We start from the raw sequence: 26040 nt of genomic DNA on the forward strand, positions 1-26040 counted from the left end.
GATCCATCCGCGAATTCGGAATTGAGGTGAGGCTGTTTCGAGACCGGGCTGTGGAAAAAGTTTTCCCCGAATTCGTCCGGTCCCTACCGTGGTGCCACGCTAGGTCACGGACTGTGCCGGCGCTTGACCTGGCGGGGCAGATGACTTATCAGTTGGGGACAGAGCTCTGGAGCGCCGATGAAACCGCTGGTCCGTAACGCAGCGCTGAGCAGCTATGTGGAGCTCAGCCAGTCCCTCGGTCTGGATCCGCGCGCGCTGATGAAGCGCGTGGGTCTCGATCCGGTGGGTCTCGCCGTCCAGGACCGCTGGGTCTCCGGCATCGCTGTCACCGAGCTCCTCGAACTCTCCGCGTCGGCCGCCCGTCGCGAGGAGTTCGGCCTGCTCCTCGCCGAGCGTCGCCGGTTCTCGAACCTCGGTCCCATCAGCCTCGTCCTGCGCGAGGAACCCGATGTGCGCAGTGCCCTCGCACTGCTCGTACGCCACGAGCGGACCTACAACGAGCTGCTCCGCAGCCGGCTGACCGAGGCGAACGGCCTCGCCACCATCAAGCTGAGCCTGGAACTGGGCGAGGTGCGCGAGGTCCGGCAGGCCGTCGAGCTGGCCACGGGCACCTTCATCGGATTCCTGAGGGCTTTCCTCGGTCCCCGCTGGCAGCCGGTGTCCGTGTGTTTCACCCACCGTGCGCCCAGCGACCCGGCCGCACACCGGCGCTATTTCGGGCCCGTGGTGGAATTCGACCGCGAATTCAACGGGATCGTTCTCTACGCGAATGAACTGGCCACTCCCAATAAGATGGCGGATCCTCTGCTGCGCGGATATGCCCGCCAGTACTTCGAGTCCCTCGCCGTGGAGGCGGACGCCACCGAGCTGGACCGGGTGCGCGAACTGATCGAGGTCCTGCTGCCGACCGGACGCTGCTCGATGGAACAGGTCGCGAGCAGTCTCGGCGTCGACCGCAGGACGGTCCACCGGCATCTGGCCGCGTCCGGCGAGACCTTCTCCGGGCTCGTCAACGCCACGCGCGCACAGCTCGCCGAGCAGTTGGTGGCGAACCCGCGCCGTTCTCTGACGGAGATCTCCGGCCTCCTCGGCTTCGCGGCTCCCAGCGCCTTCTCCCGATGGTTCCGCGACCAGTTCGGCACCAGCGCCCGCGAGTGGCGCACCCGCAGGGCACTCGACGGCCCTGTCCCCAACTGACAAGTCTCCTGTCACCTCGGGTAAAGCGCTCCACGCGACCCGCTCCTAACGTGGCGGTACCGCAGGGCCCCAGGGCCTCGCAAATCAACTTCGTTGTCGTGCAACGAAGTTGATGCGACCGGTGCCGAAAGCGTTCGGCCCGCCGGTCAGCTGCCGCCGCATCCGCGTATCAGGAGATGACCCCATGCACTTCCTCGATGACTCCTTGCTGCCCGAGAACCAGGAGAAGCTGGTCATCCAGGCCGCTCCCTACGGCCCGGAGTGGCTCCCCGGCGACGCCGACGACCTCCCCCTCACCATGGACGAGCACGTGCAGGCCGCCGTCGACTGCCACAACGCCGGCGCCACCGTGCTCCACATCCACGTGCGGGAACTGGACGGGCACGGCTCCAAGCGCATGTCCATGTTCAACGAACTGGTCGGACGCCTGCGCGAGGCCGTTCCGGACATGGTCCTCCAGATCGGGGGCTCCATCTCGTTCGCCCCCGAGGACGAGGGCGCCGAGGCGAAGTGGCTGAGCTACGACACCCGCCACCTGCTGGCCGAACTCGACCCACGGCCCGACCAGGTGACGATCGCGATCAACACCAGCCAGATGAACATCGTCGAGATCATGTCGGACGACGACCTGGCCGGCACCTCCATAGCCAAGCCCGACCTCTACAAGGCATACCGGGACATGGTCGTCGAGGCCGGTCCCGACTTCTACCTCGAACACCTGGAACGGCTGCGCGCCAACGGCATTCAGCCGCACTTCCAGCTGGCCACCCTGGCACAGCTGGAGACCGTCGAGCGGCTGATCCGCAGCGGCGTCCACACCGGACCGCTGGTTCTCAACTACGTGGCGATCGGTGGAGGCTTCTCCGGGCGTCACCCCGCCGACCTGATCGAGTTCGTCCGCCGTGTCCCCGACGGCGCCGTGCTCACCATCGAGTCCTCGATGCGCGCCGTCGCCCCGATGAACGCCATCGCCATCGCCCTCGGGGTGCACGTCCGCGTGGGCAACGAGGACAACCTGTGGGCCCGCAAGGGTGAGCCCATGAGCTCCGTGCGCCAGGTCGAGCAGATGGTCGCGATCGCCGACAGCCTCGGCCGCGACGTCGCGAGCGGCGCGGAGGCCAAGAAGATCTACCACCTCGGCGAGTACTACGAGGACACCGACCAGACCCTGGCCCGGCTCGGCATGGTGCCCAACCGGCGTCCCGGCCGGCGCGGCTTCATGCTCCGCGACACCACCGCCGGCTGACCCCACCGAACGAAGAGAGAGCACCCCGTGGCACACGCCATCCGCTTCCACGAGACCGGCGGCCCCGACGTCCTGCGCCGGGAACGCGTCACCGTCGGTGACCCGGGCCCCGGTGAGGTGCGCGTCCGGCACGAAGCCGTCGGTCTCAACTTCGCCGACACCTATTTCCGTACCGGCCTGTACCCGGCCCCGCTGCCCGCCGGCCTCGGGGTCGAGGGCGCCGGTGTCGTCGAGGCCGTCGGCGCGGGCGTCACCCACGTGGCCGAGGGCGACCGCGTCACGTACACCGGCAGCCCGCTCGGCGCGTACAGCACCGAACGCATCATGCCCGCGGCCCCGTTGATCCGGCTGCCCGACGGCATCGACAGCGAGACCGCCGCCGCGATGACGATGCGGGGACTCACCGCCGCGTACCTGCTGCGCCGGATCCATCCGCTGAACCCCGGCGACACGATCCTGCTGCACGCCGCCGCGGGCGGCGTCGGCCTGATCGTCAGCCAGTGGGCGAAGCTGCTGGGCCTCACCGTGATCGGCACCGTCTCCACCGAGGAGAAGGCGGAGACCGCCCGTGCCCACGGCTGCGACCACACGATCCTGTACCGCCAGGAGGACGTGGCCGCACGCGTGCGGGAGCTGACCGACGGGGCGGGCGTCCCGCTCGTTCTCGACAGCATCGGCAAGGACACCGTCGCCGGTTCCATGGCCTCGCTGCGCCGCCGCGGCCTCCTGGTCTGCTTCGGCACGGCGTCCGGCGTGCCGCCGCTCGACGCGATGCAACTGGCCATCCACGGCTCCCTGTTCGTGACCCGTCCGGCGCTGGCCGACTACATCGCCGACCCCGCGGAGCGGGACGCGCTGGCCGGTGAGGTGTTCGGCCATGTCGCCGCCGGCCGGATCCGGATCCGGATCAACCAGCGCTACGCCCTCGACGACGCCGTGGCCGCGCATCGCGCACTGGAGGCGGGCCGCACCACGGGCTCCTCCGTCCTCGTTCCCTGATTCCCCCAGTTCCCCGATTCCCCTGAGCCGCACCGGGAGAGCGCACATGACGCAGACCTCCGCCCGCACCCGCATCCACGCCGAACCGCTGACCTGCACCCTGGGAGCCGAACTGCACGGCGTCCAGCTGGGTGAGGCATCCCGCGACGACGCCCTCTTCGCCGAGATCAAACAACTCCTGCTCCGCCACAAGGTGTTGTTCCTCCGCGACCAGAACCTGACCCGCGCCGAGCACGTCGCCTTCGCCTCACGCCTGGGCCCGCTGGAGGACCACCCTGTTCTGGGCAGCGATCCCGACCACCCGGGCCTCGTCCGTATCTACAAGGACCTCGACAGCAAGCCCGAGCACTACGAGAACGCCCTGCACTGCGACGCGACCTGGCGCGAGTGCCCTCCCATGGGCGCCGTGCTCCGCTGCATCGAGACGCCCGAGGTGGGCGGCGACACGATCTGGGTCGACATGGCAGAGGCCTACCGCAGGCTCCCCGAGCACATACGTATCCAGATCGCGGACCTGCGGGCCCGGCACAGCATCGAGGCGAGCTTCGGCGCCGTCATGCCGGTGGAACAGCGCCACCAGCTCAAAGAGCGCTACCCGGACCCCGAACACCCGGTGGTCCGCACCCACCCGGAGACCGGCGAGAAGATCCTTTTCGTCAACGCCTTCACCACGCACTTCGTCAACCACCACACCCCGCAGAACGTCCGGTTCGGCCAGGACCACGCGCCCGGCGCGAACCTCCTCCTCAACTACCTGATCAGCCAGGCGGCGATCCCCGAGTACCAGGTCCGCTGGCGCTGGACCCCGAACAGCGTGGCCATCTGGGACAACCGCTCCACCCAGCACTACGCCGTCCAGGACTACTGGCCGGCCGTCCGCAAAATGGAACGAGCGGGGATCGCCGGTGACCGGACCAGCTGAGCCCATGACGCGCGGATACGCGTGGCTGGTGTTCGCCCTCAGCTTCGGGCTGTTGCTGTCGGACTACATGTCGCGGCAGGTCCTGAACGCGGTGTTCCCGCTGCTGAAGGCCGAATGGGCGCTCTCCGACACCGCTCTGGGCTCCCTGAGCGGCATCGTCGCCCTGATGGTCGGCCTGCTGACCTTCCCGCTGTCGCTGCTCGCGGACCGCTGGGGCCGGGTCAGGAGCCTGGTCCTGTCAGCGGTGGTGTGGAGCCTGGCGACCCTGGGCTGCGCGGTCTCCGCGAGCTACGGCGAGATGTTCCTGGGCCGCTTCATGGTCGGCGTCGGCGAGGCGGCGTACGGGAGCGTGGGCATCGCGGTGGTGCTGAGCGTGTTTCCCGTGGCCATGCGGGCCACGCTCTCCGGCGCGTTCATCGCCGGCGGCGCCTTCGGATCCGTACTCGGAGTGTCGATCGGCGGTGTCGTCGCCCAACACCTCCGGTGGCGTTGGACGTTCGGCGTCATGGGCCTGTTCGGACTGGTCCTTGCCGCGCTCTACGGCGTCGTCGTGACGGAGCGGAGACTGGCCGGCGCAGGCGCAGGGCCCTCGGCCGCCCGGGGCACGGGGGGCTCGGTACGAAAGCTGCTGCCACGGCTGTTCTCCTCCGTCTCCGTGCGGTGTGCCTACGTGGGGAGCGGGCTCCAGATGTTCCTCGCGATGGCGCTGCTGGCCTGGATGCCGAGCTACCTGGACCGCTACTACGGCCTGCCACCCGACAAGGCCGGGCTCGCCGCGGGCGTCTTCGCGCTCATCACCGGGATCGGCATGGTCGGAGGCGGCCTGGTCTGCGACCGGCTCGGCCGCAGTAAACCGCACCTCAAGTGGTCCGTCGCCGTCGTATGCAGCGTCGGGTCGGTGATCCTGCTGACGGGAGGGTTCCAACTGCCCACCGGAGCAGCGCAACTCGTCCTCATCGGCGCGGGAACACTGCTGTGCAACGCCACCGCCGGACCCGCGGCCGCCATGGTGATGAGCCTGACCCCCGCCGCCGTGGCGGCCACGGCCCTGGCCACGCTCACCCTCGCCAACAGTCTGCTGGGTCTGGCACCCGGCCCCGCGGTGACCGGCATGCTCGCCGACCGCATGGGCCTGCACGCAGCGCTCCGGGTGATCCCGATCGTCTCGGTCGTGGCGGGCCTGGCCTTCGCCCTCGGCCGACGTCACTACGACAAGGGCCTCGTCCCGGTTCCGGCCGAGGCCGTGCCCCCCACGAAATCGGAGCTTCCGACATGAACGCCGCCCCCGCGCCCACCGTCGTACTCGTGCCCGGCCTTCGCGACCACGTCCCGGGCCACTGGCAGACGGCACTGGGCTCCCGGCACCCCGGAGCCGTGACCGTGCCGCCCCTGACCGAGGCCAGGCTCAGCCGCGACGCGCAGGTCGCCGCCCTCGACGGCATACTCTCCGGCATCGCCGGGCCGGTGGTGCTCGTCGCGCACAGCGCCGGGGTGCTCACCACCGTCCACTGGGCGGCCCGCCACCACCGCCCGGTGCGGGGCGCGCTGCTCGCGACGCCGCCGGACTTCGACACCCCGCTGCCCGACGGCCATCCGGACCCCCGAACCCTGAGCGAGAACGGATGGCTGCCGACCCCCAGGACCCCGCTGCCGTTCCCCAGCGTCGTAGCGGCGAGCACGAACGACCCCCTGGCCGGCTTCGAACGGGTCGCCGAACTGGCACGGGCCTGGGGCAGCCGCCTGGTCGACCTCGGCCCCGTCGGCCACCTCAACCCCGCTTCCGGCTACGGGGACTGGCCGCGGGCGCAGGAGTTCCTCGACGCCTTCGGCTGCCGCCCGGCAGCAGAGCCCGAGGTGTCGGCATGAGCGCGCCGGCCGGCAACATCGCCGGCTTCCTGCGGTGGCTGGAGACGGAGCGCGGCCTGGTGTTCACCGGCTATGCGGACCTCTGGCGGTGGAGCACCGACGACCTGACGGGCTTCTGGTCGGCCGTGTGGCACTACTACGGGCTGCACCACGTCAGCGATTACGACGAGGTGCTCGCCGACGCGACGATGCCCGGCGCGACCTGGTTCACCGGGGCGCGGCTGAACTTCGCGCGGCAGTGCCTGGCCCACGCCACCGACGCACGCCCCGCAATCGTCGCCGTGTCCGAGACCGGCGAGCCCGTGGAGATCTCGTGGGACCGGCTCAACGAGGAAGTGGCCGGCGTTGCCGCCTCCTTGCGCGAGATGGGCGTGGGTCCCGGGGACTGCGTCGCCGGGTACCTTCCGAACATCCCGCAGGCCGTGGTCGCCCTCCTGGCCACGGCCGCCGTCGGCGCCACCTGGACGGTCTGCTCGCCCGATTTCGGTACGCCGAGCGTGCTCGCCCGGCTCCGCCAGGCGCGCCCGACGGTTCTGGTGGTCGCGGACGGCTACCGCTACGCGGGCAAGGAGTACGACCGGCGACCGCACATCGCGGAGCTCATGGACGGCCTGCCCACGGTGAGGCACCTCGTCGCCGTCGACCGTCTGTACGTGTCCGAGGCCGGCCAGGACCGGTCGCAGCGGGCGGACGTGACCCGGCACCGCTGGGCCGCACTCGCCGACCGCCGGGCCCGGCCGGTCTTCGCCGATGTCCCGTTCGACCACCCGTTGTGGATCCTGTGGTCGTCGGGCACCACAGGCGTGCCGAAGGGCATCGTGCACGGCCACGGCGGCATCGTCGTCGAACTGCTCAAAGCGCTCGGGCTCGGCGCCGACCTGCGCGCGGACGACCGCTACTTCTTCCAGACCTCCACCAGCTGGATGGTGTGGAACTTCATGGTCGCGGGCCTGCTGCACGGGAGCACACTCGTCCTGTACGACGGCAGTCCCACCCACCCCGACATCAACGGGGTCTGGCGGATCGCCGAACGCACCGGCGCCACGACCGTCGGGGTCGGCGCCGCCTACCTGATCGCCGCGGAGAAGGCCGGCGCCCACCCGGCGGCCGAGACGGACCTCGCAGCGGTGCGGTCCGTCCTGCAGACCGGTTCGGCGATGCCCGACAGCACCTGGGACTGGACCCGCGACCGGCTCGGCCCCGATGCCCGGCTCCAGTCGATCTGCGGTGGCACCGACATCTGCTCGGTGCTGGCCGGCGGCTCCCCGCTGCTGCCGGTACGCACGGGCCGGCTCTCCGGCCCCGCTCTGGGGGTCGCCCTCGCCTCCTGGGACGCCGAGGGGAAGCCGTGCGTGGGAGAGCAGGGCGAGCTGGTGGTCACAGCCCCGCTGCCGTCGATGCCGCTGTACTTCGTCGACGATCCGGGGCGTGAGCGCTACACACGCAGCTACTTCGACGTCTTTCCGGGCGTCTGGCGGCACGGCGACTGGGTCACCGTCGATGCCGACCTGTCCGTCGCGGTGGCGGGACGCTCCGACTCCACGCTCAACCGCATGGGTGTACGGATGGGCTCGGCCGACCTCTACGCCGTCGTCGAACAGCTGCCACGCGTCGCCGACAGCCTCGTCATCGGTGCCGAACTCCCCGACGGCCGGTACTACATGCCGCTCTTCGTCGTGCCCGAGAAGGGGGAGCGGTTCGACGACGCAATGCGCGACGAGATCGTCGGCGCGATCAGGCGGAGCCTTTCGCCCCGGCACGTGCCGGACGCCGTCGTCCCCGTCGAGGCCGTGCCCCGCACTCTGACGGGCAAGAAGCTCGAGGTGCCCGTCAAACGCATCCTCCAGGGCGCCCGCGTCAGCGAGGTCAGTGCGGAGGGTGCCGTGACCCACCCCGAGATGCTGGCCTGGTTCGCGGAATTCGCCGCCCGGCTCGATCCCGTCCGGAGGTGAGGACCGCCCTGCGGGGCAAGGGGAGGGCTGCCGCGGCCCACCTGGCCACGTACGGGCAGCGAGGTGACCGGCGTGATGAGCGAGCCGCCGGGATCCCGACGTCCAACCGCTCGGCTGACGCGGCCGCGGCCCGGCCGGACGAGGGAGCAGGTTCCGGGTCGCCCCGCCCCCGCCCCCTCGCCCCGGACCCTGCCGGCGAACCGCGCCCGGCAAGGGTGCCATGTCCTTGGACGGTCAGCCCGTGCTGCACGAGACCGTCGGCCAGGTCCACGAACCGTTGGTCTGCAGGGTCACCCCCCAGGTGTTTCCGCTGCCGTTGGGCTTCGCGGTGAGGACCTGAGCGCTGGGGTAGGCGGCGCTGATGTTCCAGGTGGAGAGGATCTTCTCGGGGGAGGGGATGTTCATGGTGACGGTCCAGTTGGCGGCGCCGGTGACGGAGACGTTGAGGTTGTAGCGGTCGCTCCACTGCTGCCCGGCCGAAAGCGTCGCGGTGCAGCCACCGGTGCCGCCTCCTCCACCGGTCCCGCCTCCACCCGCACTGCCGTCGGGCGCGACGGCCCGGCCGGTCTGCGGCGAGATCATGCCCGAGCAGAGGCCGCGGGCCGCGAGTGACTGAGCGATCCGCGGGATCGCGGCCAGCGTGTTGGCGGGCCACTCGTGCATCAGGATGACCTGCCCGTTGGTGAGCCGTCCCACGGCCTGCACGATCGCGTCGCTGCTCGCACCGTTCCAGTCCTGCGAGTCGACGTCCCAGATCACCTCCGTCAGCCCGTACTTGGCCTCGACGGCCCTGAGGGTGGAGTTGGTCTCGCCGTACGGCGGCCGGAACAGCTTGGGCGTACCTCCGCCGGCGTTGGCGATGGCCTGCTGGGTCCGGGAGACCTCCGATTCGATCTCGGCCTGACTCTTCTGGACGAGATGCGGGTGCGTATAGCTGTGGTTGCCGACCCACATGCCTGCGTTGACCTGTGCCTGCACCTGGCTCGGGGCGGAGGCGGCGTACTGGCCCTCGTTGAACATGGTGGCCCGCAGGCCGTTCTGCTTGAGGGCGTTGAGCAGGGCGGGGGTGTGGTCGTTGGACGGCCCGTCGTCGAAGGTCAGGCCCACGTAGCCGCTGCAGGTGGCGGCCTGCGCCGGGGCGGCGGTCGTGGCGGTCAGGCTCAGGGAGGCCGTCGCTGCGAGAACGAGACCGGCGGCCAGAGCGGCCGGGCGGCGGCGGGGAAGGAGACGCATGGGGGTCCTCCTGGTGGCGGGGGGCCGACCACGCCGAGGAGCGTGGCCGGCCCCTTGCAAGGGTGAGGGGGCGGTGCGGACCCGGTCGGTCAGCTTGCGCTGCAGGTGACCGTGGGCCAGGTCCAGGTGCCGTTGGTCTGGATGGTCGCTCCCCAGTTGTTGCCGCTGCCGTTGGACTTGGCCACGAGGGTCTGGCTGTCCGGGTAACTGGTGCTCACGTTCCAGGTCGACAGAACCTTCTCGGGCGAGGGGACCTTCATGGTGACGGTCCAGTTGCTGGAGCCCGAGACCGAGACGTTGAGGTTGTAGCGGTCGCTCCACTTGTCGCCGGCGGAGAGCGTCGCCGTGCAGCCGCCGGAGCCGCCGCCGCCCGTGCCGCCGCCGCTCCCGCCGCCCGTGCCACCGCCGGAGCCGGAGCCTTCACTGACGGTGATGTTGGAGCTGCCGCTGCTCTGGTAGCCCTCGGTCGCCATGATCATGTAGTTGAAGGAGCCCATGCTCATGCCGTGGCTCGCCCAGGCGTCGAAGTGGTTGCCCGAGGTGATGGTGCCGCCCGTCCGCTTCGCCTGGCGGACGCTCCAGTACTGCTTGAAGGTCTTCGTGCCCTCGATCGAGGGCTGGTTCACACGAGTCGTCTCGTAGATGTCATAGGTGCCGCCGTCGCTGGTGACCGTGCCCTTGAAGGTGCCGGTGGGCTTGTAGGTGCCGTAGTTGTCGACGACGTAGTACTCGACCAGTGGGTTGGTGGTCCAACCGTAGAGAGTGAGGTAGGCGTTGCCGGACGGGTTGAAACTGCCGGAGTAGTTCACGGACTTGCGCCCGCCGGTGCTCCAGCCCTTGCCGCCGACGAAGTTGCCGACGTTGCTCCACTGGTAGCCGTAGTTGCCACCCGAGCCCAGTGTCATCGACACCGAGCCACCGCCGTCGCTCCAGTTCGAGTAGTAGAAGCCGTTGTTGGTGCCGGTCTGGTTCGAGTTGATGACGGTGTCGGCGCTGGCCGCGTTGGGCAGCAGCAGCACGGCGACCGCGGCCAGTGCGATCGCCCAGGAGCTTCGGAGCAGGGTCATGAAGCGGGCGGGTCTGGGTCTGCGCGGTGATGGCACGGGTGCGCTCATGTCGGTGTCCTCCAGTGACGTACGAGTGATGCCGGACGGGCCCCACCGGCTCCCGCCAACGCAGGGGAATCACCGCATGGTTGGGCTCACGCGGCAGTCGGCGGTGCTGGTCCGGCCCGATCACGGAGTCTTGGTCTGTCCCCGACAAGTGTCAATAGTTTCGGCAAGTGTTGCGAAACCTTCGCTACCGATAAAGGGGCCGCACTGTGCTCAATTGCCCAGCTCAAAGCACCAATTGAGTCGACGGAAATGATGACCGATCAGTGGGATGAGGGTGGTGTGCGCAATTCCGATTTGGCAGAATCTCGAAACTTTCGATAATCCTCGAATGTGATGCGACGCGTAGCGGGTCCCGCCGGTCCGATGAATGACTCGCGGGTGGCGACACCGTCCGCACAACTCGCGAGCACCGGTGCGAGGGCTGCCCGCGGATGCGGACGGACGCGCGAGCGTGCGGTCGGGCAGGCCCGGCTGCCGCGCGGCGCGCACGGGCTCGAAGTGGGTGGCGGCCGATGCCGGGGTGAGGGGCGCGAGTGGCGGCGAAGGTCTGCCGAAGGCGGCCGGGGGCGGTGGGCGGTCCCTGGGCATGTGGCAGGCGGACGGAGTCGGCCTCGGTTATCGGATCAGTGGACTTGGGGACCTGCACCGGTTTACCGAACGGAAATCCAGGAGTGTGGTGCGCGACTGTCAATCAATTGCGATGGCACTGTTCATGCAGGTCTGTGGCCATCTCCTGGTGTGCATTGCTGCTGGCCAGTGAGTTTAGCGGTTTAGTTCCCGGCAGGGTTCTCTGCTCGACGAGCGGATTGTGAACTCGCTATTGACAGGGGTGTAACACCCGGTGCCTCATGGTGTGGCGACGCTCCGGTCGAGCCACATGCGGCCGAAGTCGCGGCTGGTCGACGTCAGTTGTCCGGCGCTGCCCCCCACCACCACGACGCCTGCGAAGCCTGCCCTCGGTGACACTCCCACCGATGTGTGTGCGGCGCTCATCAAGCGTGCCCGCAAGGTCCGGTGTCCGTAGTCGGACATCGTTGTCAGGTGGGGTGCCGCCCGTCCAGTGACCCGTCCCGTCCCGCTCCGTTCCCGTAGCCGCTTGCGTATCCGAGGAGAGAAATGCGAAAGCCGAGAAGCACCCTGATCACCACGGCGGGCATGGCGTGCGCCGCCGCCCTGGGCCTGTTGGGCTCGATCGCCGGTCCAGGCGTCGGCGAGGCCGAGGCCGCACCCACCGGCATCCGCGTCAGTGGCGGACACGTGGTCGAGGCGAACGGGAACGAGTTCGTCATGCGTGGGGTCAACCACGCCTACGCCTGGTACCCCGAGCGGACGACCTCCATCGCCGACATAGCGGCCAAGGGCTCCAACACCGTCCGCGTCGTCCTCGGCAGCGGCGACCGCTGGACGAAGACGAGCGCTTCCCAGGTCTCCACCCTCATCGGCCAGTGCAAGGCCAACAAGGTCATCTGCGTGCTGGAGGTGCATGACACCACCGGTTACGGCGAGGACGGCGCCGCCACCACCCTGGACAAGGCCGCCGACTACTGGATCGGCGTTAAGAGCGCGCTGGAGGGACAGGAGGACTACGTCGTCGTCAACATCGGCAACGAGCCGTTCGGCAACACGGACGCCGCGGCATGGACCGGGGCCACCAAGGGCGCGATCAGCAAGCTGCGGAACGCCGGCATCGACCACGCTCTGATGGTGGACGCCCCCAACTGGGGCCAGGACTGGTCCGGGACCATGAGGGACAACGCGGCCTCGGTCCTCGCGTCCGACCCCGACCGCAACACCATCTTCTCGATCCACATGTACGGCGTCTACGACACCGCCGCCGAGGTGCAGGACTACCTGCACCACTTCGTCGACAACGGGCTGCCCATCGTCGTGGGCGAGTTCGGGAACCAGCACAGCGACGGCAACCCGGACGAGGACGCCATCATGGCGACCGCGCAGTCGCTGGGTGTGGGCTACCTCGGCTGGTCCTGGAGCGGCAACGGCAGCGGTGTCGAATACCTCGACCTGGTCAACGGCTTCGACGCGAACTCCCTGACCACCTGGGGCAACCGCCTCTTCAACGGCGCCAACGGCATCGCTGCCACCTCCGAGACCGCCACCGTCTACGGAGGTGGAGGAGAGCCGGGCGGCGGGACCGGCGGCGGTACCGCGCCCAACGGGTACCCGTACTGCGTCAACGGCAGCTCGTCCGATCCCGACGGTGACGGGTGGGGCTGGGAGAGCAGCCGCTCCTGCGTCGTCCGGGGCAGCGGCGCGGACACCGGGACCGGCGGCGGTACCGCGCCCAACGGATACCCGTACTGCGTCAACGGCAGCTCGTCCGATCCCGATGGTGACGGGTGGGGCTGGGAGAGCAGCCGCTCCTGCGTCGTCCGGGGCAGCGGCGCGGACAGCTGACAGCGCGTGCGTGAGGCCGCCCTCGGACCATCAGGTCCTCGGGCCTCGTGAGGAGGCGGCCTCACGCACGACGTACCGAGGACCGGGTCAGGCCGCCTGGAGCACTTCACAGGTGCAGTGGCGGAACTCCAGACCGAGTTCGTGGTCCACCGCCGCGCTGGAGCGCGTGGCGGCTTCGGCGACCTTCTCCCACGAGCCGTACTTCATGTACAGCTGGTCAGCTGTCGGGCCGAGCGGGTTGCCGTACTTCTTCTGGTTGCGCGCCTCCAGCTCCGCGACCTGCTCCGGGGTCATGCCGGCGCGGACGATGTCCTTGGCGTCGTTGCGCATCTCGACAAGAGCGCGGGCGATGTCCTCTTCGGAGCGGCCTTCCTCGCGCATGGCGCACTCCTTGCGCTCCATGTCCTCCAGGAGTTGGTGATAGCGCATCCGCTGATCACGGGCGACCTCGCGCTCCTCCGGCGTCTCGCTCCGGATCAGGCACACGACCGGTTCCGGGCTGGTGCAGTCACCGTGGTCCGGGGCGGCCTGGGAGACGGGGGCGACGACGACCGAGCCGCAGCCGGCGAGAGACCGGCACGGGTGGGCCACGTGCCCGGCGGCGGAAGCGGGCTGAAGGGGGAGAAGGACGACCTGGGCGATCAGCAGGGTGGGAACCACACGGCGGGCCAGTGAGCGCAGACTGTTCGGTGACATGCGCTCATCGTTCGGCAGAACGGCACGGGACCTGAGTGTGGCGAGGCCGAAATGCTCCCTGCGGCCTGCGGACTCCACTCCGCCGAGTGAAGCGGGCACCGGCAGCGGGCCCGCGGATCGGCGGTGCTGCGGGCGTGCGTCGTGCTCCGCACCGGCTGTCGGGCCCGGTCACCAGCCGGTCCCGAGAAGGTGGTTGACCGCCAGGGCCACGATCGCCTGCGCGGCCAGCCAGCCGCGCCGGCCGCGGGCGGGCAGGAGGGCCGAGGCGGGGAGCAGCCAGAGCATGAACGGCTGCCAGATCCGTTCCGTTTCCGCCTTGCTCATTCCGGACAGGTCGGCCGCCAGCAGTGCCAGGAGTGCTGCCGAGGCGAGCAGCATCAGCCGCTGCGACGGAGCCGTTGTCCTGGTTCGCAGACTGCGCACTGCCCCGGGAGCCCCTGCCGTGCTCCGGCGCAGGCCCGCGAGCGTCGCCGGTCCGACGGCGATCGCGGTGCAGGCCAGGTTGGCCCAGACCCAGTAGGAGTAGGGGCGGATGCCGCCGGCTCCCTGGTAGTAGCGCTCGACGAGCAGGCGGTAGGCCTCCCACCAGTTGAAGCCCGCGAGCGTGAAGGCGGCCGGTACCACCAGAGCCCCCAGCGCGAAGAGGGGGAGCGGCCGTCCGGTGCGGGTGAGGACGAGGACGGCGACGAGTGGGACCGCGATGAGCGTCAGACCGTAACTGAGGTAGCAGGTCAGCCCGTAGAGGAGGCCTGCGCCCAGAGCGGCGGCCGCCGGGCTGCGGACCGTGCGGGTCGCGGCCAGGGTGAGCAGCGCGACGGACCAGGCGGCCACCGCGGTGAAGTAGCCGTCGGCGGAGGTGCCGGCCCAGATCGCGACCGGGGCGAGGACGACGTACGGAGCGGCGCGACGGGCGGTGTGTTCGTCCGCCAGGGCGCGTACGGCGATCAGGACGGCCACCACTGCGGAGGCGCCGGTCACGATGCACCAGACCCCGGCCCAGGCGCCGCCGCCGAGCCCGATACGGTCCAGCAGGACGAAGGTGAGCGTGGCGCCCGGCGGGTGCCCCGCGACGTGGGCGGGCCAGTTGCCCGGCGGGCCGATCAGGATGTGTTCGTCGAAACCGCGCAGGGCGGCTCCGATGTCGTCGAAGCGGCCGATTACCCTCAGGTACTCGTGCTTCGTGGTGAGCCGTTCGGCGACGCCACGGTCCCAGCCGTCGACCAGCGCGAGCGAGAAGACCCAGGCGAGCGCGGTGGCGTAGCAGGCGAGGAGCAGGGAGCGCATGCGGAGCCGGTCGGCGAGGACGGGCCCGTAGGCGATGACGGCGGTGGCGACGGTGGGGGCGGCCCAGGTGCCCGGTCCGACATGCGGGTCCCAGGACGCGAGCAGGGGCGGCCAGTGGACCACGAGGATGCGGCCGGAGTCGTCGAAGGCCCGGCCGACGAGCACCGCGGCGGCGACGAGGAGGAGCCCCGCCCCTGCGGCGGCCAGGTCGCGGCGGTGCCCGGAGCGCTGTGCGGCGAGCGGTTCGGTGGCATGTTCGGTACGGTCCTCGGTCTTCACGCAGGCACCGTATGCACGACACCGCGGCGCGCACGTGTGGTGACCGGGCGCGTCACCGAACCGTCAGATCCGGAAGGTCCGTGGGTGGGCGGGGCGCCGGGAGAGTGCGTCCCCGGGGTGACGTCATCGTTTCGTCAGGAGTCGTAACCGCCTCACCCCTCCACCCCCGGCATAGCGTCGGGGCATGGGCGACAGCCGTCGGCAGAGTCCGACACCTCCCGCGTTCCCGTCCCGTCTGCTCGGCGGGCGTGCGGCGACGCTCTTCGAACGCCTCCCCTCCGCGCCGGGGTTCTGGCGCAGCCCGGTGCGCGGAGTGCGGTTCACGGCGGTGCTCGGCCTCGTCCTGCTCGTCGGGATCACCGTGCTGTTCGTGACCGGCCTGCTCTCGTACGCCGCCTACAACCCGGACCTGAACCCGGTCAACGACAAGACACCGGACAAGGGGCTGCTGGGTTTCTACCTCTTCGACTGGCCGACCGGGCCGCACTGGCTGTACCGGCTGACGCAAGGGCTCCACGTCACCCTGGGGATCGTGCTCGTCCCGGTCCTGCTGGCCAAGCTCTGGTCCGTGGTTCCCCGGCTCTTCGCGCTGCCACCGGCCCGTTCCTTCGGGCATGCGCTGGAGCGGATCTCGCTGCTCCTGCTGGTGGGCGGAGCCTTGTTCGAGTTCGTCACGGGGCTGCTCAACATCCAGCTGGAGTACCTGTTCCCGGGATCCTTCTATCCGTTGCACTTCTACGGGGCGTGGGTGTTCTTCGCCGCGTTCCTCGCCCATGCGGGGCTGCGGGTGCCGCAGGCGGTCAGGGTGCTGCGGTCGGGAGGGCTGAGGGGGACCGTTCAGGGGGACCCGCTGGAGTCTCCGGCCCCTTCTCCGCCGACGCTGTCCCGGCGCGGGGCGCTGGCCGTGGTCGGCGCCGGTTCACTGGTCCTGCTGATCACCTCGGCCGGGCGGAGCTTCGACGGGCCGCTACGGCGTCTGGCCGTGCTGACCCCGCACGGCGCGGCCGAGCCGGGCTCCGGGCCGGGCGGATTCCAGATCAACAAGACGGCGGCGGCGGTCGGCGTCACCACCGCCGATACCGGGGAGGGTTGGTGGCTGACCGTCAGCGGCCCGGCCGGGGACCGGCGTTTCACCCGGGAGCAACTCCTGGCGATGGACCAGCACAGCGCGGCACTCCCGATCGCTTGCGTGGAGGGCTGGTCCACATCCGACCAGTGGTGGCGCGGGGTACGGCTGAAGGATCTGGCCGCGCTCGCCGGCTACCCGGACGACGCGCCGGGAGTGCTCGTGGAGTCCGTGCAGCGCAGCGGGCCCTTCCGCCGGGCCGCCCTGCGTGACAACCAGGTGCGCGACCCGCGCTCCCTGCTGGCCCTCCAGGTCAACGGGGAGGACCTGACACCCGATCACGGATCCCCGGCACGGATCATCGTCCCGGCCGCACCCGGCGTACTCAACACCAAATGGGTGTCCCGGCTGACCTTTGGAGCACTGTGAAGGGGGACAGCGCGCGCACTGCCGTGCGGCGACGTTACGGGGAGGGGCCGCTGCATCTCCTGCTGATGGCGGCCTCCTTCGCACTGGCCGGCTATGCGGGCGTACGGCTGCTGGCGGGCGACACCTGGGGCGTGATCGTGTGGTTCGTCGGCGCCGCCCTCGTGCACGACCTGGTGCTGGTCCCGCTCTACGCGGGGGCGGACCGGTTGCTGCGCCGCTCCGCCGGGCGGCGACAGGACCTGGTGAACTTCGTCAGGGTGCCGGTCTTCCTCTCGGGACTGCTGCTGCTCGTGTGGTTCCCGCTGATCACCCGGCGGACGGAGCGCTACGAGCCGGCCAGCGGGCTGTCCCCCGATGTGTTCCTGGGGAACTGGCTGCTGATCACGGCCGCGCTGTTCTCGGTCTCGGCGGTCTGGCTGGTGGTCCGGACGGTCCGGCTGCGGCGCAGGGAGACGAAGGAGCGGCCGTCCGCGTCCCACTGATCGACGCGGTGCAGGTCGTGACGGCGGGCGTATCCCAGCAGCGCGGACGTGCCGAGCCGGGCCCACGGGAACGGGACGGCCGGCGGCCCGGCGACGGAGGCGCCCCCGTCGTCCAGCTGCACCCGGACGCGCTCGTCGATGTCCTGCGAGGCGGTCTCGGCGATGAGGAGCCCGCCCGGGGCCAGCAGGTCCGCCGTGCGCCGCAGCAGGTGGGACGGGTCGCCGCCGATCCCGACGTTGCCGTCCAGGAGCAGCACGGTGCCCCAGCGCCCCTCGCCCGGGAGCGGTTCGAAGACGGAGCGGCGCAGAGCTGAACCGCCGAGCCGCAGGGTGCGGTCGACCGCGGCCTCGCTGACGTCGATGCCGAGCGCCCGGTGGCCGCGGGCCGCCAGCGCGGCGACCAGCCTCCCGGGGCCGCAGCCGATGTCCAGGACAGGGCCTTCGCAACGGCGCAGTGCCGACAGGTCCGCGGCGTCCGCGCCGGCACACCAGCGCTCCACGTCCAGCGGCAGCAGCCAGCCGTCCGTACGGCGAAGAAACAGCGGACCATGTCCGTTGCGCAGGGCGTTGGCATAGGGATCCGTCCCCCACGACCCGCTGTCCCACGAGGTGACGTCCTGGTGCGGCGGGCTCATCACGCCGTGATCCCGGCCTGTGCGGCTCATCGGACCACCGCCCGGGTCAGCCGGGCGAGTTCGGCGGCGAAACGCCCGTGCGGGGCGAGTGCGGCGACATGCGCGGCGTCGGCCGCGGTGTCCACGTCCCGCAGCCGGGGAAGATCGCGTACGGACAGTCCGGCGTCGACCAGGCGGCGCCTCTGCACCGCGCCGGTCTCGGGCACGGACATCGGCACGCCGCGCAGGAGTCCGGGGTCCGGTTCGGCCAGGCCCAGGGCCCAGAAGCCGCCGTCCTCGGCCGGGCCGAACCAGGCGTCGCAGCCGTCCCAGGCGCCGGGGGAGAGAGCGGCGGCCAGATCGGCCGCCGTGACCTGCGGGGTGTCCATTCCGATCAGGAGGGTCGGTCCGGTGCACGCGGCGAACGCGGCAGCCAGCCGTTCGTCGAGACGTCCCGGGCCCTGCTCCACCACCTCGATGCCGGGCGGCAGCCACGGTCCGGGTCGGCCGTCCAGGACGACCGCGCGCCGAGCGGCGGGCAGCGCCCGGACGCTGTCCAGGGTGTCCGCGAGCGCCGCCTCGGCGAGCCGCGCGGCCTCGGCGGGCGAGAACGGCGGAGTGAGCCGGGTCTTGACCCGGCCGGGCAGCGGCTCCTTCGCGATGACGAGCAGGGTCGTGGCCCCGGCCGGGGCCGGGCGGTCCGCACCGGACTCGGGCGGGTTCATCGAGTGGCTCCCGTCCGGACCGGAGGCTCCGCCAGCACGGCGCGCATGTCGCGCACCGCCTGCCAGGTGCCCCGCCAGGTGCCGGTGACCTTCGACTTGCCCGTCCGCGCGAGGTACGGGACGTCGGTCTCGGTGACGCGCAGCCCCGCGTCGGTCGCGCGCACCACCATCTGCAGCGGGTATCCGCTGCGCCGGTCGGTGAGATCCAGTGCCAGCAGATCGGCCCGGCGGGCGGCCCGCATCGGTCCGAGGTCACGCAGCCGCAGCCCGGTGCGGCGGCGCAGCATCCGCGAGAGCACCGCATTGCCCGCCCGTGCGTGCAGGGGCCAGGAGCCGCGCCCCTGTGGGCGGCGTCGGCCGAGCAGCAGATCGCTCTCACCGTCGGCCACCCGGCTGACGAATCCGGGCAGCAGCCCCGGGTCCAGTGAGCCGTCGCAGTCGCAGAAGCAGACGAACTCCGCCTCGGCGGCGAGAAGTCCGGCCTGGCAGGCAGCGCCGAAGCCGCGCCGCGGTTCGCGCACCACGGTCGCGCCGAGGGAACGGGCCAGTTCCGCCGAACCGTCGGTGGAACCGTTGTCCACGACGATCGCCCGCCAGCCACGGGGGACCGCGGCCAGGACCCCGGGCAGGGCGCCGGCTTCGTTCAGACAGGGCAGGACGATGTCGGCACGGGGGCCGTAAGTATCCGAGGGAGCAGTCACCCGGCTCACCCTACGGAGAGAAAACGGACAATTCGGGTTCCGGAATCTTACGGAACGTGGACGTCGGCAGCCGGCGGCGCCGGGGCGTCCGCGCTTCACCGCGGCGGGTGCCAAGGTGGTGGCATGCAGCCGACCCCGGACCCCTCACCGCGCCGCCCCGCCGCCGGGACGCCCGCCGCCCGCCCGGTGCCCGCAGGCAACCGCCCGGGGGCCGGGGCCCCGACCCCGGCGGCCGCGACGGCACCCGCCGCCACCCGCGGCCACGTACTCGTCGTGGACGACGACCCCACGGTCGCGGAGGTGGTCACCGGATACCTGACCGGGGCCGGATACGAGGTGACCCGGGCGGCGGACGGCCCGGCCGCCCTGGACGGGTACGCGACGCGGCGCCCGGACCTGGCAGTCCTGGACCTGATGCTCCCCGGCATGGACGGATTCGAGGTCTGTCGCCGTATGCGGGCGCACGGGCCCGTGCCGGTCATCATGCTCACCGCGCGCGGCGACGAGGACGACCGCATCCTCGGCCTGGAGACGGGGGCCGACGACTACGTCACCAAGCCGTTCAGCCCCCGCGAACTCGTCCTGCGCGTCGACTCCGTGCTGCGCCGCGCCCGGGCGGTCGCGACACCTCCGGGCCGCCCCGCACCGCTCGAAGGCGGGGGCCTCGTCCTGGACCCCGCCGCCCGGCGTGCGACGTTCGCGGGGCGGGTGCTGGCTCTCACCCTGCGGGAGTTCGACCTGCTCGCCTTCCTCCTGCGTCACCCCGGCCGGGCCTTCACCCGGGAGGACCTGATGCGCGAGGTCTGGGGCTGGGACTTCGGAGATCTGTCGACCGTGACCGTGCACGTCCGCCGGCTGCGCGGGAAGGTCGAGGCGGATCCGGCCCGCCCGGAGCTGATCCGTACGGTATGGGGCGTCGGCTACCGCCTGGACCTGCCCGTGGACCGGACTGCCGCTGATCCCACCGCTCCCACGGATCCAGGCTCCGGAGCGCCGGCATGACCGACATCCTGCTCATCGCTCTCCTCGCCTTCCTGGGCGCCGCCGCTGCCGGGCTGCTCGGCGCACTCGTGCTGCGGATCTCCCGCCACCGTTCGCTCGTGGTCTCACTGACCGTCGTGGCGGCCGTGGCCGTCCTCGCGATGCTCGCCGGCACGCTGGCCGTCGCCTGGGCGATGTTCCTGTCGCCGCACGACCTCACCGTGGTCACCACCGTCGTCGCCATGGCCGCCGTCGTCTCGCTCGTCACCGCCATGCTGCTGGGCCGCTGGGTGGCGGCGCGGAGCCGTGATCTGACCCTCGCCGCCCGTTCCTTCGGCGACGGCGGGACCTTCGCGGCCCCCGACGCCCCGGCCACCGCCGAGCTCGCCGCGCTCACCCGCGAACTGGCCGCCACCAGCGCCAAGCTCGACGGTTCGCGTGAGCGGGAGCGCGCCCTGGAGACCTCGCGGCGGGAGCTCGTCGCCTGGATCTCGCACGACCTGCGCACCCCGCTCGCCGGTCTGCGTGCCATGTCGGAGGCGCTGGAGGACGGCATGGCCGTCGACTCGCGGCGCTATCTGCGGCAGATACGCACCGAGGTGGAGCGGATGAACGACATGGTCGGCGACCTCTTCGAGCTCTCCCGCATCCATGCCGGATCGCTCACCCTCACCCCCACCCGGATCTCCGTCTACGACCTGGTGGGTGACGCGCTCGCCGGGGCCGACCCGCTGGCGCGCGAGCACGGCGTGCGGCTGGTCGGCGACCGGATCGAGGCGGTGCCCGTCGAGGTCGACGGCAAGGAGATGAGCCGGGTCCTGGGCAACCTTTTGATCAACGCCATCCGCCGTACCCCCGCCGACGGCACCGTCGCGGTGGCCGCGCACCGTACGGGCGGCGGGGTGGTGCTCTCGGTGACCGACGGCTGCGGCGGAATTCCGGAGGAGGATCTGCCCAGGGTCTTCGACACGGGCTGGCGCGGCACCCACGCCCGAACACCGCCGGCCGGGGCGGGCCTCGGACTCGCCATCGTGCGCGGGATCGTCGAGGCACACGCCGGCCGCGCGGACGTCCGCAACGTCACCGGCGGCTGCTGCTTCGAGGTGACGCTGCCGGTGGCGTGAGCCGCCGGCGGAGGCCCCCACCCTCCATCCGCCTCCGTCGGCCGACCGCGTTGCGCAGCGGCGCTCCGGCAGGGAGGCGTCCGAGTTCACGCCCGCAGCGGCGCCGCGGCGAACCGCGCCATTCCCTCGGCGAAGCCCACCTCCGGCTTCCAGCCCAGCTCGTCGCGCAGCCGCCGCGAGTCCGCCGTGACATGGCGTACGTCCCCGAGCCGGTACTCACCGGTGACCACCGGGGCCGGTCCCCCATGGGCCGAGGCGAGGGCAGTGGCCATCTCGCCGATGGTGTGCGGCTGCCCGCTTCCGGTGTTGTACGCGGAGAAGCTGCCCGGTTCGCGTCCCGCGACCGCCTCCAGCGCGACCGCGTTCGCCGCGGCCACGTCCCGCACATGGACGAAGTCCCGGCGCTGGCCGCCGTCCTCGAAGACGCGGGGCGCCTCGCCACGTGCGAGGGCCGAGCGGAAGAAGGACGCGACACCGGCGTACGGGGTGTCGCGCGGCATGCCCGGGCCGTACACGTTGTGGTAGCGCAGCGACACAGCGCGGCCGCCCGTCGCCCGCGCCCACGAGGAGGCGAGGTGTTCCTGGGCGAGCTTGGTGGTCGCGTACACATTGCGTGGGTCCACCGGCGCGTCCTCGCCGACGAGTCCGGGCACCAGCTCGGTGCCGCAGGAAGGACAGCGGGGCTCGAACCGGCCTTCGGCCAGATCGGCCTCGGCACGGGGCCCGGGCCGGACCGTGCCGTGTCGCGGGCAGTCGTACCGGCCCTCCCCGTACACCACCATCGATCCGGCGAGGACCAGGTTCGCTACCCCCGCGCGGGCCATCGCGGCGAGCAGCACGGCCGTTCCGAGGTCGTTGCACCCCACGTAGTCCGGCGCGTCAGCGAAGTCCTTGCCGAGGCCGACCATCGCCGCCTGGTGGCAGACCGCGTCGATGCCGCACAGCGCACGGTCCACTGCCCCCCGGTCGCGCACGTCCGCCACGACGAGTCCGCTGCCGGCGCCGGGCGGCACGGGGGCGACGCCGTGCGCCGAGGGAAGCAGAGCGTCGAGCACCACCGCCTCGTGCCCGGCCGACACGAGGGTCCGCACGATCTCCGAACCGATGAACCCGGCGCCGCCGGTGACCAGTACACGCATGGCGCCCACGGTAGGCCGCGCAGGGCGAGCCGGGGGCCGGCGACTCGGCACGTCACGGGACCGTAAGGCATGGACGCACCGCATGCGGAGCCGCGGCCGGCTCGCGACGGGGGAGTCGGCCGCGGCAGGCTGGTCAGACGGGCAGGCGGGCCAGCAGCCCCGTGAAGTCCGCCCCGGCCGGCAGGGTCCCGAAGGCCAGTCCGCGGTCGCCGGCCAGGCGGGACGCGCAGAAGGCGTCGGCTACGGCGGCCGGTGCGTGGCGTACGAGCAGGGAGCCCTGGAGGACGAGTGCCGCACGCTCGATGACGCGGCGGGCACGAAGGGGGGCGTCCTCGGTGAGGGCGAGCTCACCCTGGAGCTCCCGCCAGGCCGAGTCCAGACGGCGGTCGCCCCCGGCAGCGGCCTCGATCTCCTCGCGCAGGGCCTGGAGCGAATCCGGCTCACGGTCCAGCGCGCGCAGCATGTCCAGGGCGTTGACGTTGCCGGAGCCTTCCCAGATCCCGTTGAGCGGGGCCTCGCGGTAGAGGCGGGGCATGCCGGACTCCTCGTCGTATCCGTTGCCCCCCAGGCATTCGAGGGCCTCGGCGACGGCGGCGGGCTGGCGCTTGCACACCCAGTACTTGCCGACCGCGGTGGCGAGCCGGAGGAAGGCGCGCTCCTGGGTGTCACCGTGCTGCGCGCGGTCCGCCGCGCCGGCCAGGCGCAGGGCCAGCGTGGTCGCCGCCTCGGACTCCAGCGCCAGGTCGGCGACGACGTTGCGCATCAGCGGCTGGTCGATGAGCTTCGCCCCGAACACGGAACGGTGCCGTACATGGTGAGCGGCCTGCGCGAGTGCCGCACGGGTGCCGGCGGCCGAACCCAGGACGCAGTCCAGGCGGGTCATGGTGACCATGTCGATGATCGTCCGCACGCCCCGGCCCTCGTCCCCGACGAGCCAGGCCACGGTGTCGTCGAACTCCGGCTCGCTGCTGGCGTTGGAGCGGTTGCCGAGCTTGTCCTTGAGCCGCTGGATGCGGAACGTGTTGCGGCTGCCGTCGGGCAGGACCCGGGGGACCAGGAAGCAGGAAAGCCCGGCGGGGGCCTGGGCGAGCACGAGGAAGAGGTCGTTCATCGGCGCGCTCGTGAACCACTTGTGGCCGCGCAACCGCCATGTGCCGTCGGCCTGTTGTGCGGCAGCGGTCGTGTTGGCGCGCACATCGGTGCCGCCCTGCTTCTCCGTCATTCCCATCCCTGCGAGCAACCCGGGCTTATCGGCGGGGGTGCGCAGACCGGACTCGTACACACGACTGGTCAGCAGGGGTTCGTAGAGCTTGGCGAGGTCCGGGGCGTGACGCAGGGCGGGGACCGCCGCGTACGTCATCGAAACGGGGCAGCCGTGGCCCGCTTCCGCGCTGCTCCACACCATGAAGCCCGCCGCGCGGGCCACATGGGCGCCGCGGCGCGCGTCCGCCCAGGCGGCCCCGCCGAGACCCTCGCTGATCGCCACGTCCATGAGGGCGTGGTACGAGGGGTGGAACTCGACCTCGTCGACGCGGTGGCCGTACCGGTCATGGGTGCGCAGCCTCGGCTCGTGGCGGTTGGCCTCGTCCGCCCAGCGCTGTACCTCCTCGCTGCCGGCGCGGCGGCCAAGGCGGTGCAGGTCGTCCAGGTACCACGGGGCCCCCTCGCGGCGCACGCCCTCGATCAGCACCGGGTCGTCGGCGACGTCGTGGCCGGACAGCGGCGGCGGCTGGTTCGTCACCTCGTGGGTGGTGGCGGTGGGACGGCTGTGGGGCGCCGGGGTGTTGGCAGACATGAGGGTCCTCCTGGGGCGGGGGCAGGGGCGGGAGGTGGATCAGGGGCGGGCGACAGGGGCGGCGCCCGCGCAGCGCAGCGCCATGGCGGTCAGTTCGTCGAGGATGTCCTGATCGTCCTCCTCCGGGGCACCGAGCGGCGCCACGAGGACCTCGCCGATCGCACCGGTGAGCGCCGCGGCGGTGACTTCGCCGTTCTGGGGCGGGAGCAGCCCTTGTGCCATGCCCTCGCGGATCACTTCGGCGAACAGCGCCCGGTAGCGGCGACGGAATGCGAGCCGTTCCGCGCCGACCGCCGCATCGGCCGGCGCGGCGAGCAGGGCATGGGCCAGACCGCGGCTTTCGAGAGCGCGGCGGGCGAAGACCCGGACACCGTCGGCGAGCCGCTCGACCGGGGTTCCGGAACCGTTCAACACGGATTCGAGGACGTCCACCTCGTGCCCTGCCGCCCGTCGGAAGACCTCGACCGCGAGGGCGGCCTTCGACGCGAAGTGCTGGTACACGGAACCCGCCGCGATGCCCGCGGCGTCGGCGACCGCGGTCACGGACGCCCCTGACCAGCCCACTTCGGCGACGACGTCGGTCGCCCGGGTGACCAGATGCTCACGGGCCGATTCGAGACGTTGAATTTCCGCTGGGGTCTTGCGGTAGGCCATATAAGAAGTGAACCACCATTCATAGTTTCCCGACAAGGGCCGCACGTCCCGGCCCGTCATCCGGGGAGAAAGGCAGGCACCTCAGTGCCGTGCCGGACAGCGTCGTCCGGCCGTCCGAAGAGAGGCCCTGGTTCGCCGAGACCGGCGACGGAGCTACGGCGAGTTCGGCGCCGTCGTCCGCCGGGCGGCGACCGTGCCGCGGGAAGCGGGGCCCGGACCCGGGGACCGCATGGCCGTGATGACGTACCACTCCCCGGCCTACCTCTACGCGGCCTTCGACGCCTGGCCGGCCGGTGCCACGCCGGTGCCCGTCAACCGCAAGCCGCGGACGGAGAGTGGGGCCGGGGTCGGACGCCGACATCGCCCGGACCCTGTACAGAAGATCACCAAGCATGTGCTGCGCCGCGGCCCGGCCGGCTGAACGCCCGGTGCCCAGCCCCTTCGACGGGCGGCCGGGTCTGCCCGCGTAAGGTCGCGGCATGGCCGAACACCGGATGAATCAGTCGGGCCGGGGGCCGGGCCGGCCCCGGGAGGAGCGGGTCACGGGCGCGGCCCTCGATGCTGTCGTCGCGCTGGTGGCGGAGAGCGGTATGAGTGCCGTGACCATGGATGCCGTGGCGGCACGGGCGGGCGTGAGCAAGCCCGCCATGTACCGCCGCTGGTCCACCAAGCAGGATCTGATCATCGCCGCGGCGGAGTCGCGCATCGGGCCGTTGTCCGTGCCCGACATGGGCGACTTCCGCGCCGAGTTGCTCGCCGTGCTGACGGCGCGCGCCCAGGCGTACCGGCAGCCCGGCGTCGGCCGTCTGCTCGCAGGGGTGATCGGGGCGGCGGCGGAGGCCGAGGCGGAACCCGCCGCCTACCGGGCCTATACGGCACGGGTGATGAGTGAGACCCGCAATGTGCTGGAGCGCGGTGTCGCCCGCGGGGACGTGCGGCCCGAGGCCGACCTGGCGGCCGCGGCAACGCTGGTGGCGGGGTCGTTGGTGTTCCGGCTGATCGGTGAACAGGCGGTGCCGGACGAGGCGCTCGTCGCCTCCGTCGTGGACCTGATCGGCTGCGCGGTCGGGGTCCCGTCGTGAGCCGGTAGGACTGCTCGCGCAACCTCCGGCCGCCCCCGTCCCGC

Annotated in this window: 23 protein-coding genes; 13 read left to right on the top strand and 10 right to left on the bottom strand. The window is 71.5% G+C overall.

Translation table 11 applies throughout. From position 1 onward, the window contains the following. Positions 1–177 precede the first annotated feature (177 nt). From ABZ434_RS30305 to ABZ434_RS30335, 7 genes are all read left to right on the top strand, one after another. Positions 178–1197, top strand: coding sequence for an AraC family transcriptional regulator (locus ABZ434_RS30305; RefSeq protein ID WP_359143234.1), 1020 nt, complete (start codon positions 178–180; stop codon positions 1195–1197). Between the two features lie 184 nt (positions 1198–1381). Further along, positions 1382–2443 (top strand): 3-keto-5-aminohexanoate cleavage protein, encoded by a 1062-nt coding sequence (locus ABZ434_RS30310; RefSeq protein ID WP_359143236.1) that lies wholly within the window; start codon positions 1382–1384, stop codon positions 2441–2443. Between the two features lie 27 nt (positions 2444–2470). After that, positions 2471–3442, top strand: a complete 972-nt coding sequence (locus tag ABZ434_RS30315) for a quinone oxidoreductase (RefSeq protein WP_359143238.1) — start codon at positions 2471–2473, stop codon at positions 3440–3442. A gap of 46 nt (positions 3443–3488) precedes the next feature. Next, on the top strand, positions 3489–4364 hold the full coding sequence (locus ABZ434_RS30320; protein ID WP_359143239.1) for a TauD/TfdA family dioxygenase: 876 nt from the start codon (positions 3489–3491) through the stop codon (positions 4362–4364). Beyond that, positions 4348–5640 carry an MFS transporter gene (locus ABZ434_RS30325; RefSeq protein ID WP_359143241.1) on the top strand — a complete coding sequence of 431 codons (1293 nt, stop codon included), beginning with the start codon at positions 4348–4350 and terminating at the stop codon, positions 5638–5640. Before ABZ434_RS30320 ends, ABZ434_RS30325 begins: the two co-directional genes overlap by 17 nt. Continuing rightward, entirely contained in the window at positions 5637–6230 is a 594-nt protein-coding gene (locus tag ABZ434_RS30330) for an alpha/beta hydrolase (RefSeq protein WP_359143243.1), read from the top strand. Before ABZ434_RS30325 ends, ABZ434_RS30330 begins: the two co-directional genes overlap by 4 nt. Then, positions 6227–8182 carry an acetoacetate--CoA ligase gene (locus ABZ434_RS30335; RefSeq protein ID WP_359143245.1) on the top strand — a complete coding sequence of 652 codons (1956 nt, stop codon included), beginning with the start codon at positions 6227–6229 and terminating at the stop codon, positions 8180–8182. The genes ABZ434_RS30330 and ABZ434_RS30335 overlap by 4 nt, the downstream gene beginning before the upstream one ends. A 234-nt stretch (positions 8183–8416) precedes the next feature. Here ABZ434_RS30335 and ABZ434_RS30340 read toward each other — a convergent pair whose 3' ends face one another. Continuing rightward, positions 8417–9415 (bottom strand): polysaccharide deacetylase family protein, encoded by a 999-nt coding sequence (locus ABZ434_RS30340; RefSeq protein WP_359143247.1) that lies wholly within the window; start codon positions 9413–9415, stop codon positions 8417–8419. An 89-nt stretch (positions 9416–9504) separates the two neighbouring features. After that, the gene (locus ABZ434_RS30345; RefSeq protein ID WP_359143249.1) at positions 9505–10482 is read right to left on the bottom strand and encodes a glycoside hydrolase family 11 protein; all 978 of its coding nucleotides are present in this window, start codon (positions 10480–10482) and stop codon (positions 9505–9507) included. 1203 nt (positions 10483–11685) lie between these two features. Between ABZ434_RS30345 and ABZ434_RS30350 the strand changes: the two genes are divergently transcribed. Next, positions 11686–12945, top strand: a complete 1260-nt coding sequence (locus tag ABZ434_RS30350; RefSeq protein WP_359143300.1) for a cellulase family glycosylhydrolase — start codon at positions 11686–11688, stop codon at positions 12943–12945. 87 nt (positions 12946–13032) lie between these two features. Here the strand turns inward: ABZ434_RS30350 and ABZ434_RS30355 are convergent, their stop codons facing one another. Together ABZ434_RS30355 and ABZ434_RS30360 are read right to left on the bottom strand one after the other, a co-directional pair. Further along, the gene (locus ABZ434_RS30355; protein WP_359143251.1) at positions 13033–13641 is read right to left on the bottom strand and encodes a hypothetical protein; all 609 of its coding nucleotides are present in this window, start codon (positions 13639–13641) and stop codon (positions 13033–13035) included. Positions 13642–13809: 168 nt separating this feature from the next. Further along, positions 13810–15204 (bottom strand): hypothetical protein, encoded by a 1395-nt coding sequence (locus ABZ434_RS30360; protein ID WP_359143253.1) that lies wholly within the window; start codon positions 15202–15204, stop codon positions 13810–13812. Between the two features lie 184 nt (positions 15205–15388). Between ABZ434_RS30360 and ABZ434_RS30365 the strand changes: the two genes are divergently transcribed. Next, positions 15389–16699, top strand: a complete 1311-nt coding sequence (locus tag ABZ434_RS30365) for a molybdopterin-dependent oxidoreductase (RefSeq protein ID WP_359143254.1) — start codon at positions 15389–15391, stop codon at positions 16697–16699. Positions 16700–17024: 325 nt separating this feature from the next. Here ABZ434_RS30365 and ABZ434_RS30370 read toward each other — a convergent pair whose 3' ends face one another. Genes ABZ434_RS30370 through ABZ434_RS30380 form a run of 3 tightly spaced genes read right to left on the bottom strand, consistent with a single transcriptional unit; the run spans position 17025 to position 19221 of the window. Beyond that, a complete protein-coding gene (locus ABZ434_RS30370) occupies positions 17025–17816 on the bottom strand; it encodes a methyltransferase domain-containing protein (RefSeq protein WP_359143302.1) in 792 nt (263 codons plus the stop codon). Positions 17817–17842: 26 nt separating this feature from the next. Continuing rightward, the gene (locus ABZ434_RS30375) at positions 17843–18520 is read right to left on the bottom strand and encodes a DUF2064 domain-containing protein (RefSeq protein WP_359143256.1); all 678 of its coding nucleotides are present in this window, start codon (positions 18518–18520) and stop codon (positions 17843–17845) included. Continuing rightward, positions 18517–19221 carry a glycosyltransferase family 2 protein gene (locus ABZ434_RS30380; RefSeq protein WP_359143258.1) on the bottom strand — a complete coding sequence of 235 codons (705 nt, stop codon included), beginning with the start codon at positions 19219–19221 and terminating at the stop codon, positions 18517–18519. The genes ABZ434_RS30375 and ABZ434_RS30380 overlap by 4 nt, the downstream gene beginning before the upstream one ends. A gap of 123 nt (positions 19222–19344) precedes the next feature. Between ABZ434_RS30380 and ABZ434_RS30385 the strand changes: the two genes are divergently transcribed. Together ABZ434_RS30385 and ABZ434_RS30390 are read left to right on the top strand one after the other, a co-directional pair. Then, a complete protein-coding gene (locus tag ABZ434_RS30385) occupies positions 19345–20223 on the top strand; it encodes a response regulator transcription factor (protein ID WP_359143260.1) in 879 nt (292 codons plus the stop codon). Further along, positions 20220–21326, top strand: coding sequence for a HAMP domain-containing sensor histidine kinase (locus ABZ434_RS30390; RefSeq protein WP_359143262.1), 1107 nt, complete (start codon positions 20220–20222; stop codon positions 21324–21326). Before ABZ434_RS30385 ends, ABZ434_RS30390 begins: the two co-directional genes overlap by 4 nt. Before the next feature lie 86 nt (positions 21327–21412). On the opposite strand, the gene ABZ434_RS30395 is transcribed toward ABZ434_RS30390, so the two are convergent. The 3 genes from ABZ434_RS30395 to ABZ434_RS30405 all read right to left on the bottom strand — a co-directional run bounded on the left by ABZ434_RS30395 (position 21413) and on the right by ABZ434_RS30405 (position 24914). Further along, positions 21413–22465 carry an NAD-dependent epimerase/dehydratase family protein gene (locus ABZ434_RS30395; protein WP_359143264.1) on the bottom strand — a complete coding sequence of 351 codons (1053 nt, stop codon included), beginning with the start codon at positions 22463–22465 and terminating at the stop codon, positions 21413–21415. A 133-nt stretch (positions 22466–22598) separates the two neighbouring features. Then, on the bottom strand, positions 22599–24260 hold the full coding sequence (locus ABZ434_RS30400; RefSeq protein ID WP_359143266.1) for an acyl-CoA dehydrogenase family protein: 1662 nt from the start codon (positions 24258–24260) through the stop codon (positions 22599–22601). Positions 24261–24299: 39 nt separating this feature from the next. Continuing rightward, complete coding sequence (locus tag ABZ434_RS30405; protein WP_359143268.1) at positions 24300–24914, bottom strand: TetR/AcrR family transcriptional regulator; 615 nt, start codon at positions 24912–24914, stop codon at positions 24300–24302. A gap of 127 nt (positions 24915–25041) precedes the next feature. Between ABZ434_RS30405 and ABZ434_RS30410 the strand changes: the two genes are divergently transcribed. Both ABZ434_RS30410 and ABZ434_RS30415 read left to right on the top strand, forming a co-directional pair. After that, positions 25042–25335: an AMP-binding protein gene (locus ABZ434_RS30410; protein WP_359143304.1), complete on the top strand. Its 294-nt coding sequence runs from the start codon at positions 25042–25044 to the stop codon at positions 25333–25335. 58 nt (positions 25336–25393) lie between these two features. Continuing rightward, positions 25394–25996, top strand: a complete 603-nt coding sequence (locus tag ABZ434_RS30415) for a TetR/AcrR family transcriptional regulator (protein ID WP_359143270.1) — start codon at positions 25394–25396, stop codon at positions 25994–25996. Positions 25997–26040: the final 44 nt, after the last annotated feature.

Origin of the sequence: Streptomyces sp. NPDC005761, from assembly GCF_040630635.1 — a bacterium.
GTDB lineage: Bacteria > Actinomycetota > Actinomycetes > Streptomycetales > Streptomycetaceae > Streptomyces.

Excerpts from the sequence above, each read along its gene's own strand:
- ABZ434_RS30390 (WP_359143262.1), top strand. The coding sequence starts at position 20,220 with ATGACCGACATCCTGCTCATCGCTCTCCTCGCCTTCCTGGGCGCCGCC.
- ABZ434_RS30335 (WP_359143245.1), top strand. The coding sequence starts at position 6,227 with ATGAGCGCGCCGGCCGGCAACATCGCCGGCTTCCTGCGGTGGCTGGAG.
- ABZ434_RS30320 (WP_359143239.1), top strand. The coding sequence starts at position 3,489 with ATGACGCAGACCTCCGCCCGCACCCGCATCCACGCCGAACCGCTGACC.
- ABZ434_RS30310 (WP_359143236.1), top strand. The coding sequence starts at position 1,382 with ATGCACTTCCTCGATGACTCCTTGCTGCCCGAGAACCAGGAGAAGCTG.
- ABZ434_RS30350 (WP_359143300.1), top strand. The coding sequence starts at position 11,686 with ATGGCGTGCGCCGCCGCCCTGGGCCTGTTGGGCTCGATCGCCGGTCCA.
- ABZ434_RS30305 (WP_359143234.1), top strand. The coding sequence starts at position 178 with ATGAAACCGCTGGTCCGTAACGCAGCGCTGAGCAGCTATGTGGAGCTC.
- ABZ434_RS30400 (WP_359143266.1), bottom strand. The coding sequence starts at position 24,260 with ATGTCTGCCAACACCCCGGCGCCCCACAGCCGTCCCACCGCCACCACC.
- ABZ434_RS30405 (WP_359143268.1), bottom strand. The coding sequence starts at position 24,914 with ATGGCCTACCGCAAGACCCCAGCGGAAATTCAACGTCTCGAATCGGCC.
- ABZ434_RS30395 (WP_359143264.1), bottom strand. The coding sequence starts at position 22,465 with ATGCGTGTACTGGTCACCGGCGGCGCCGGGTTCATCGGTTCGGAGATC.
- ABZ434_RS30340 (WP_359143247.1), bottom strand. The coding sequence starts at position 9,415 with ATGCGTCTCCTTCCCCGCCGCCGCCCGGCCGCTCTGGCCGCCGGTCTC.
- ABZ434_RS30415 (WP_359143270.1), top strand. The coding sequence starts at position 25,394 with ATGGCCGAACACCGGATGAATCAGTCGGGCCGGGGGCCGGGCCGGCCC.
- ABZ434_RS30375 (WP_359143256.1), bottom strand. The coding sequence starts at position 18,520 with ATGAACCCGCCCGAGTCCGGTGCGGACCGCCCGGCCCCGGCCGGGGCC.
- ABZ434_RS30345 (WP_359143249.1), bottom strand. The coding sequence starts at position 10,482 with ATGACCCTGCTCCGAAGCTCCTGGGCGATCGCACTGGCCGCGGTCGCC.
- ABZ434_RS30355 (WP_359143251.1), bottom strand. The coding sequence starts at position 13,641 with ATGTCACCGAACAGTCTGCGCTCACTGGCCCGCCGTGTGGTTCCCACC.
- ABZ434_RS30370 (WP_359143302.1), bottom strand. The coding sequence starts at position 17,816 with ATGAGCCCGCCGCACCAGGACGTCACCTCGTGGGACAGCGGGTCGTGG.
- ABZ434_RS30365 (WP_359143254.1), top strand. The coding sequence starts at position 15,389 with ATGGGCGACAGCCGTCGGCAGAGTCCGACACCTCCCGCGTTCCCGTCC.
- ABZ434_RS30330 (WP_359143243.1), top strand. The coding sequence starts at position 5,637 with ATGAACGCCGCCCCCGCGCCCACCGTCGTACTCGTGCCCGGCCTTCGC.
- ABZ434_RS30385 (WP_359143260.1), top strand. The coding sequence starts at position 19,345 with ATGCAGCCGACCCCGGACCCCTCACCGCGCCGCCCCGCCGCCGGGACG.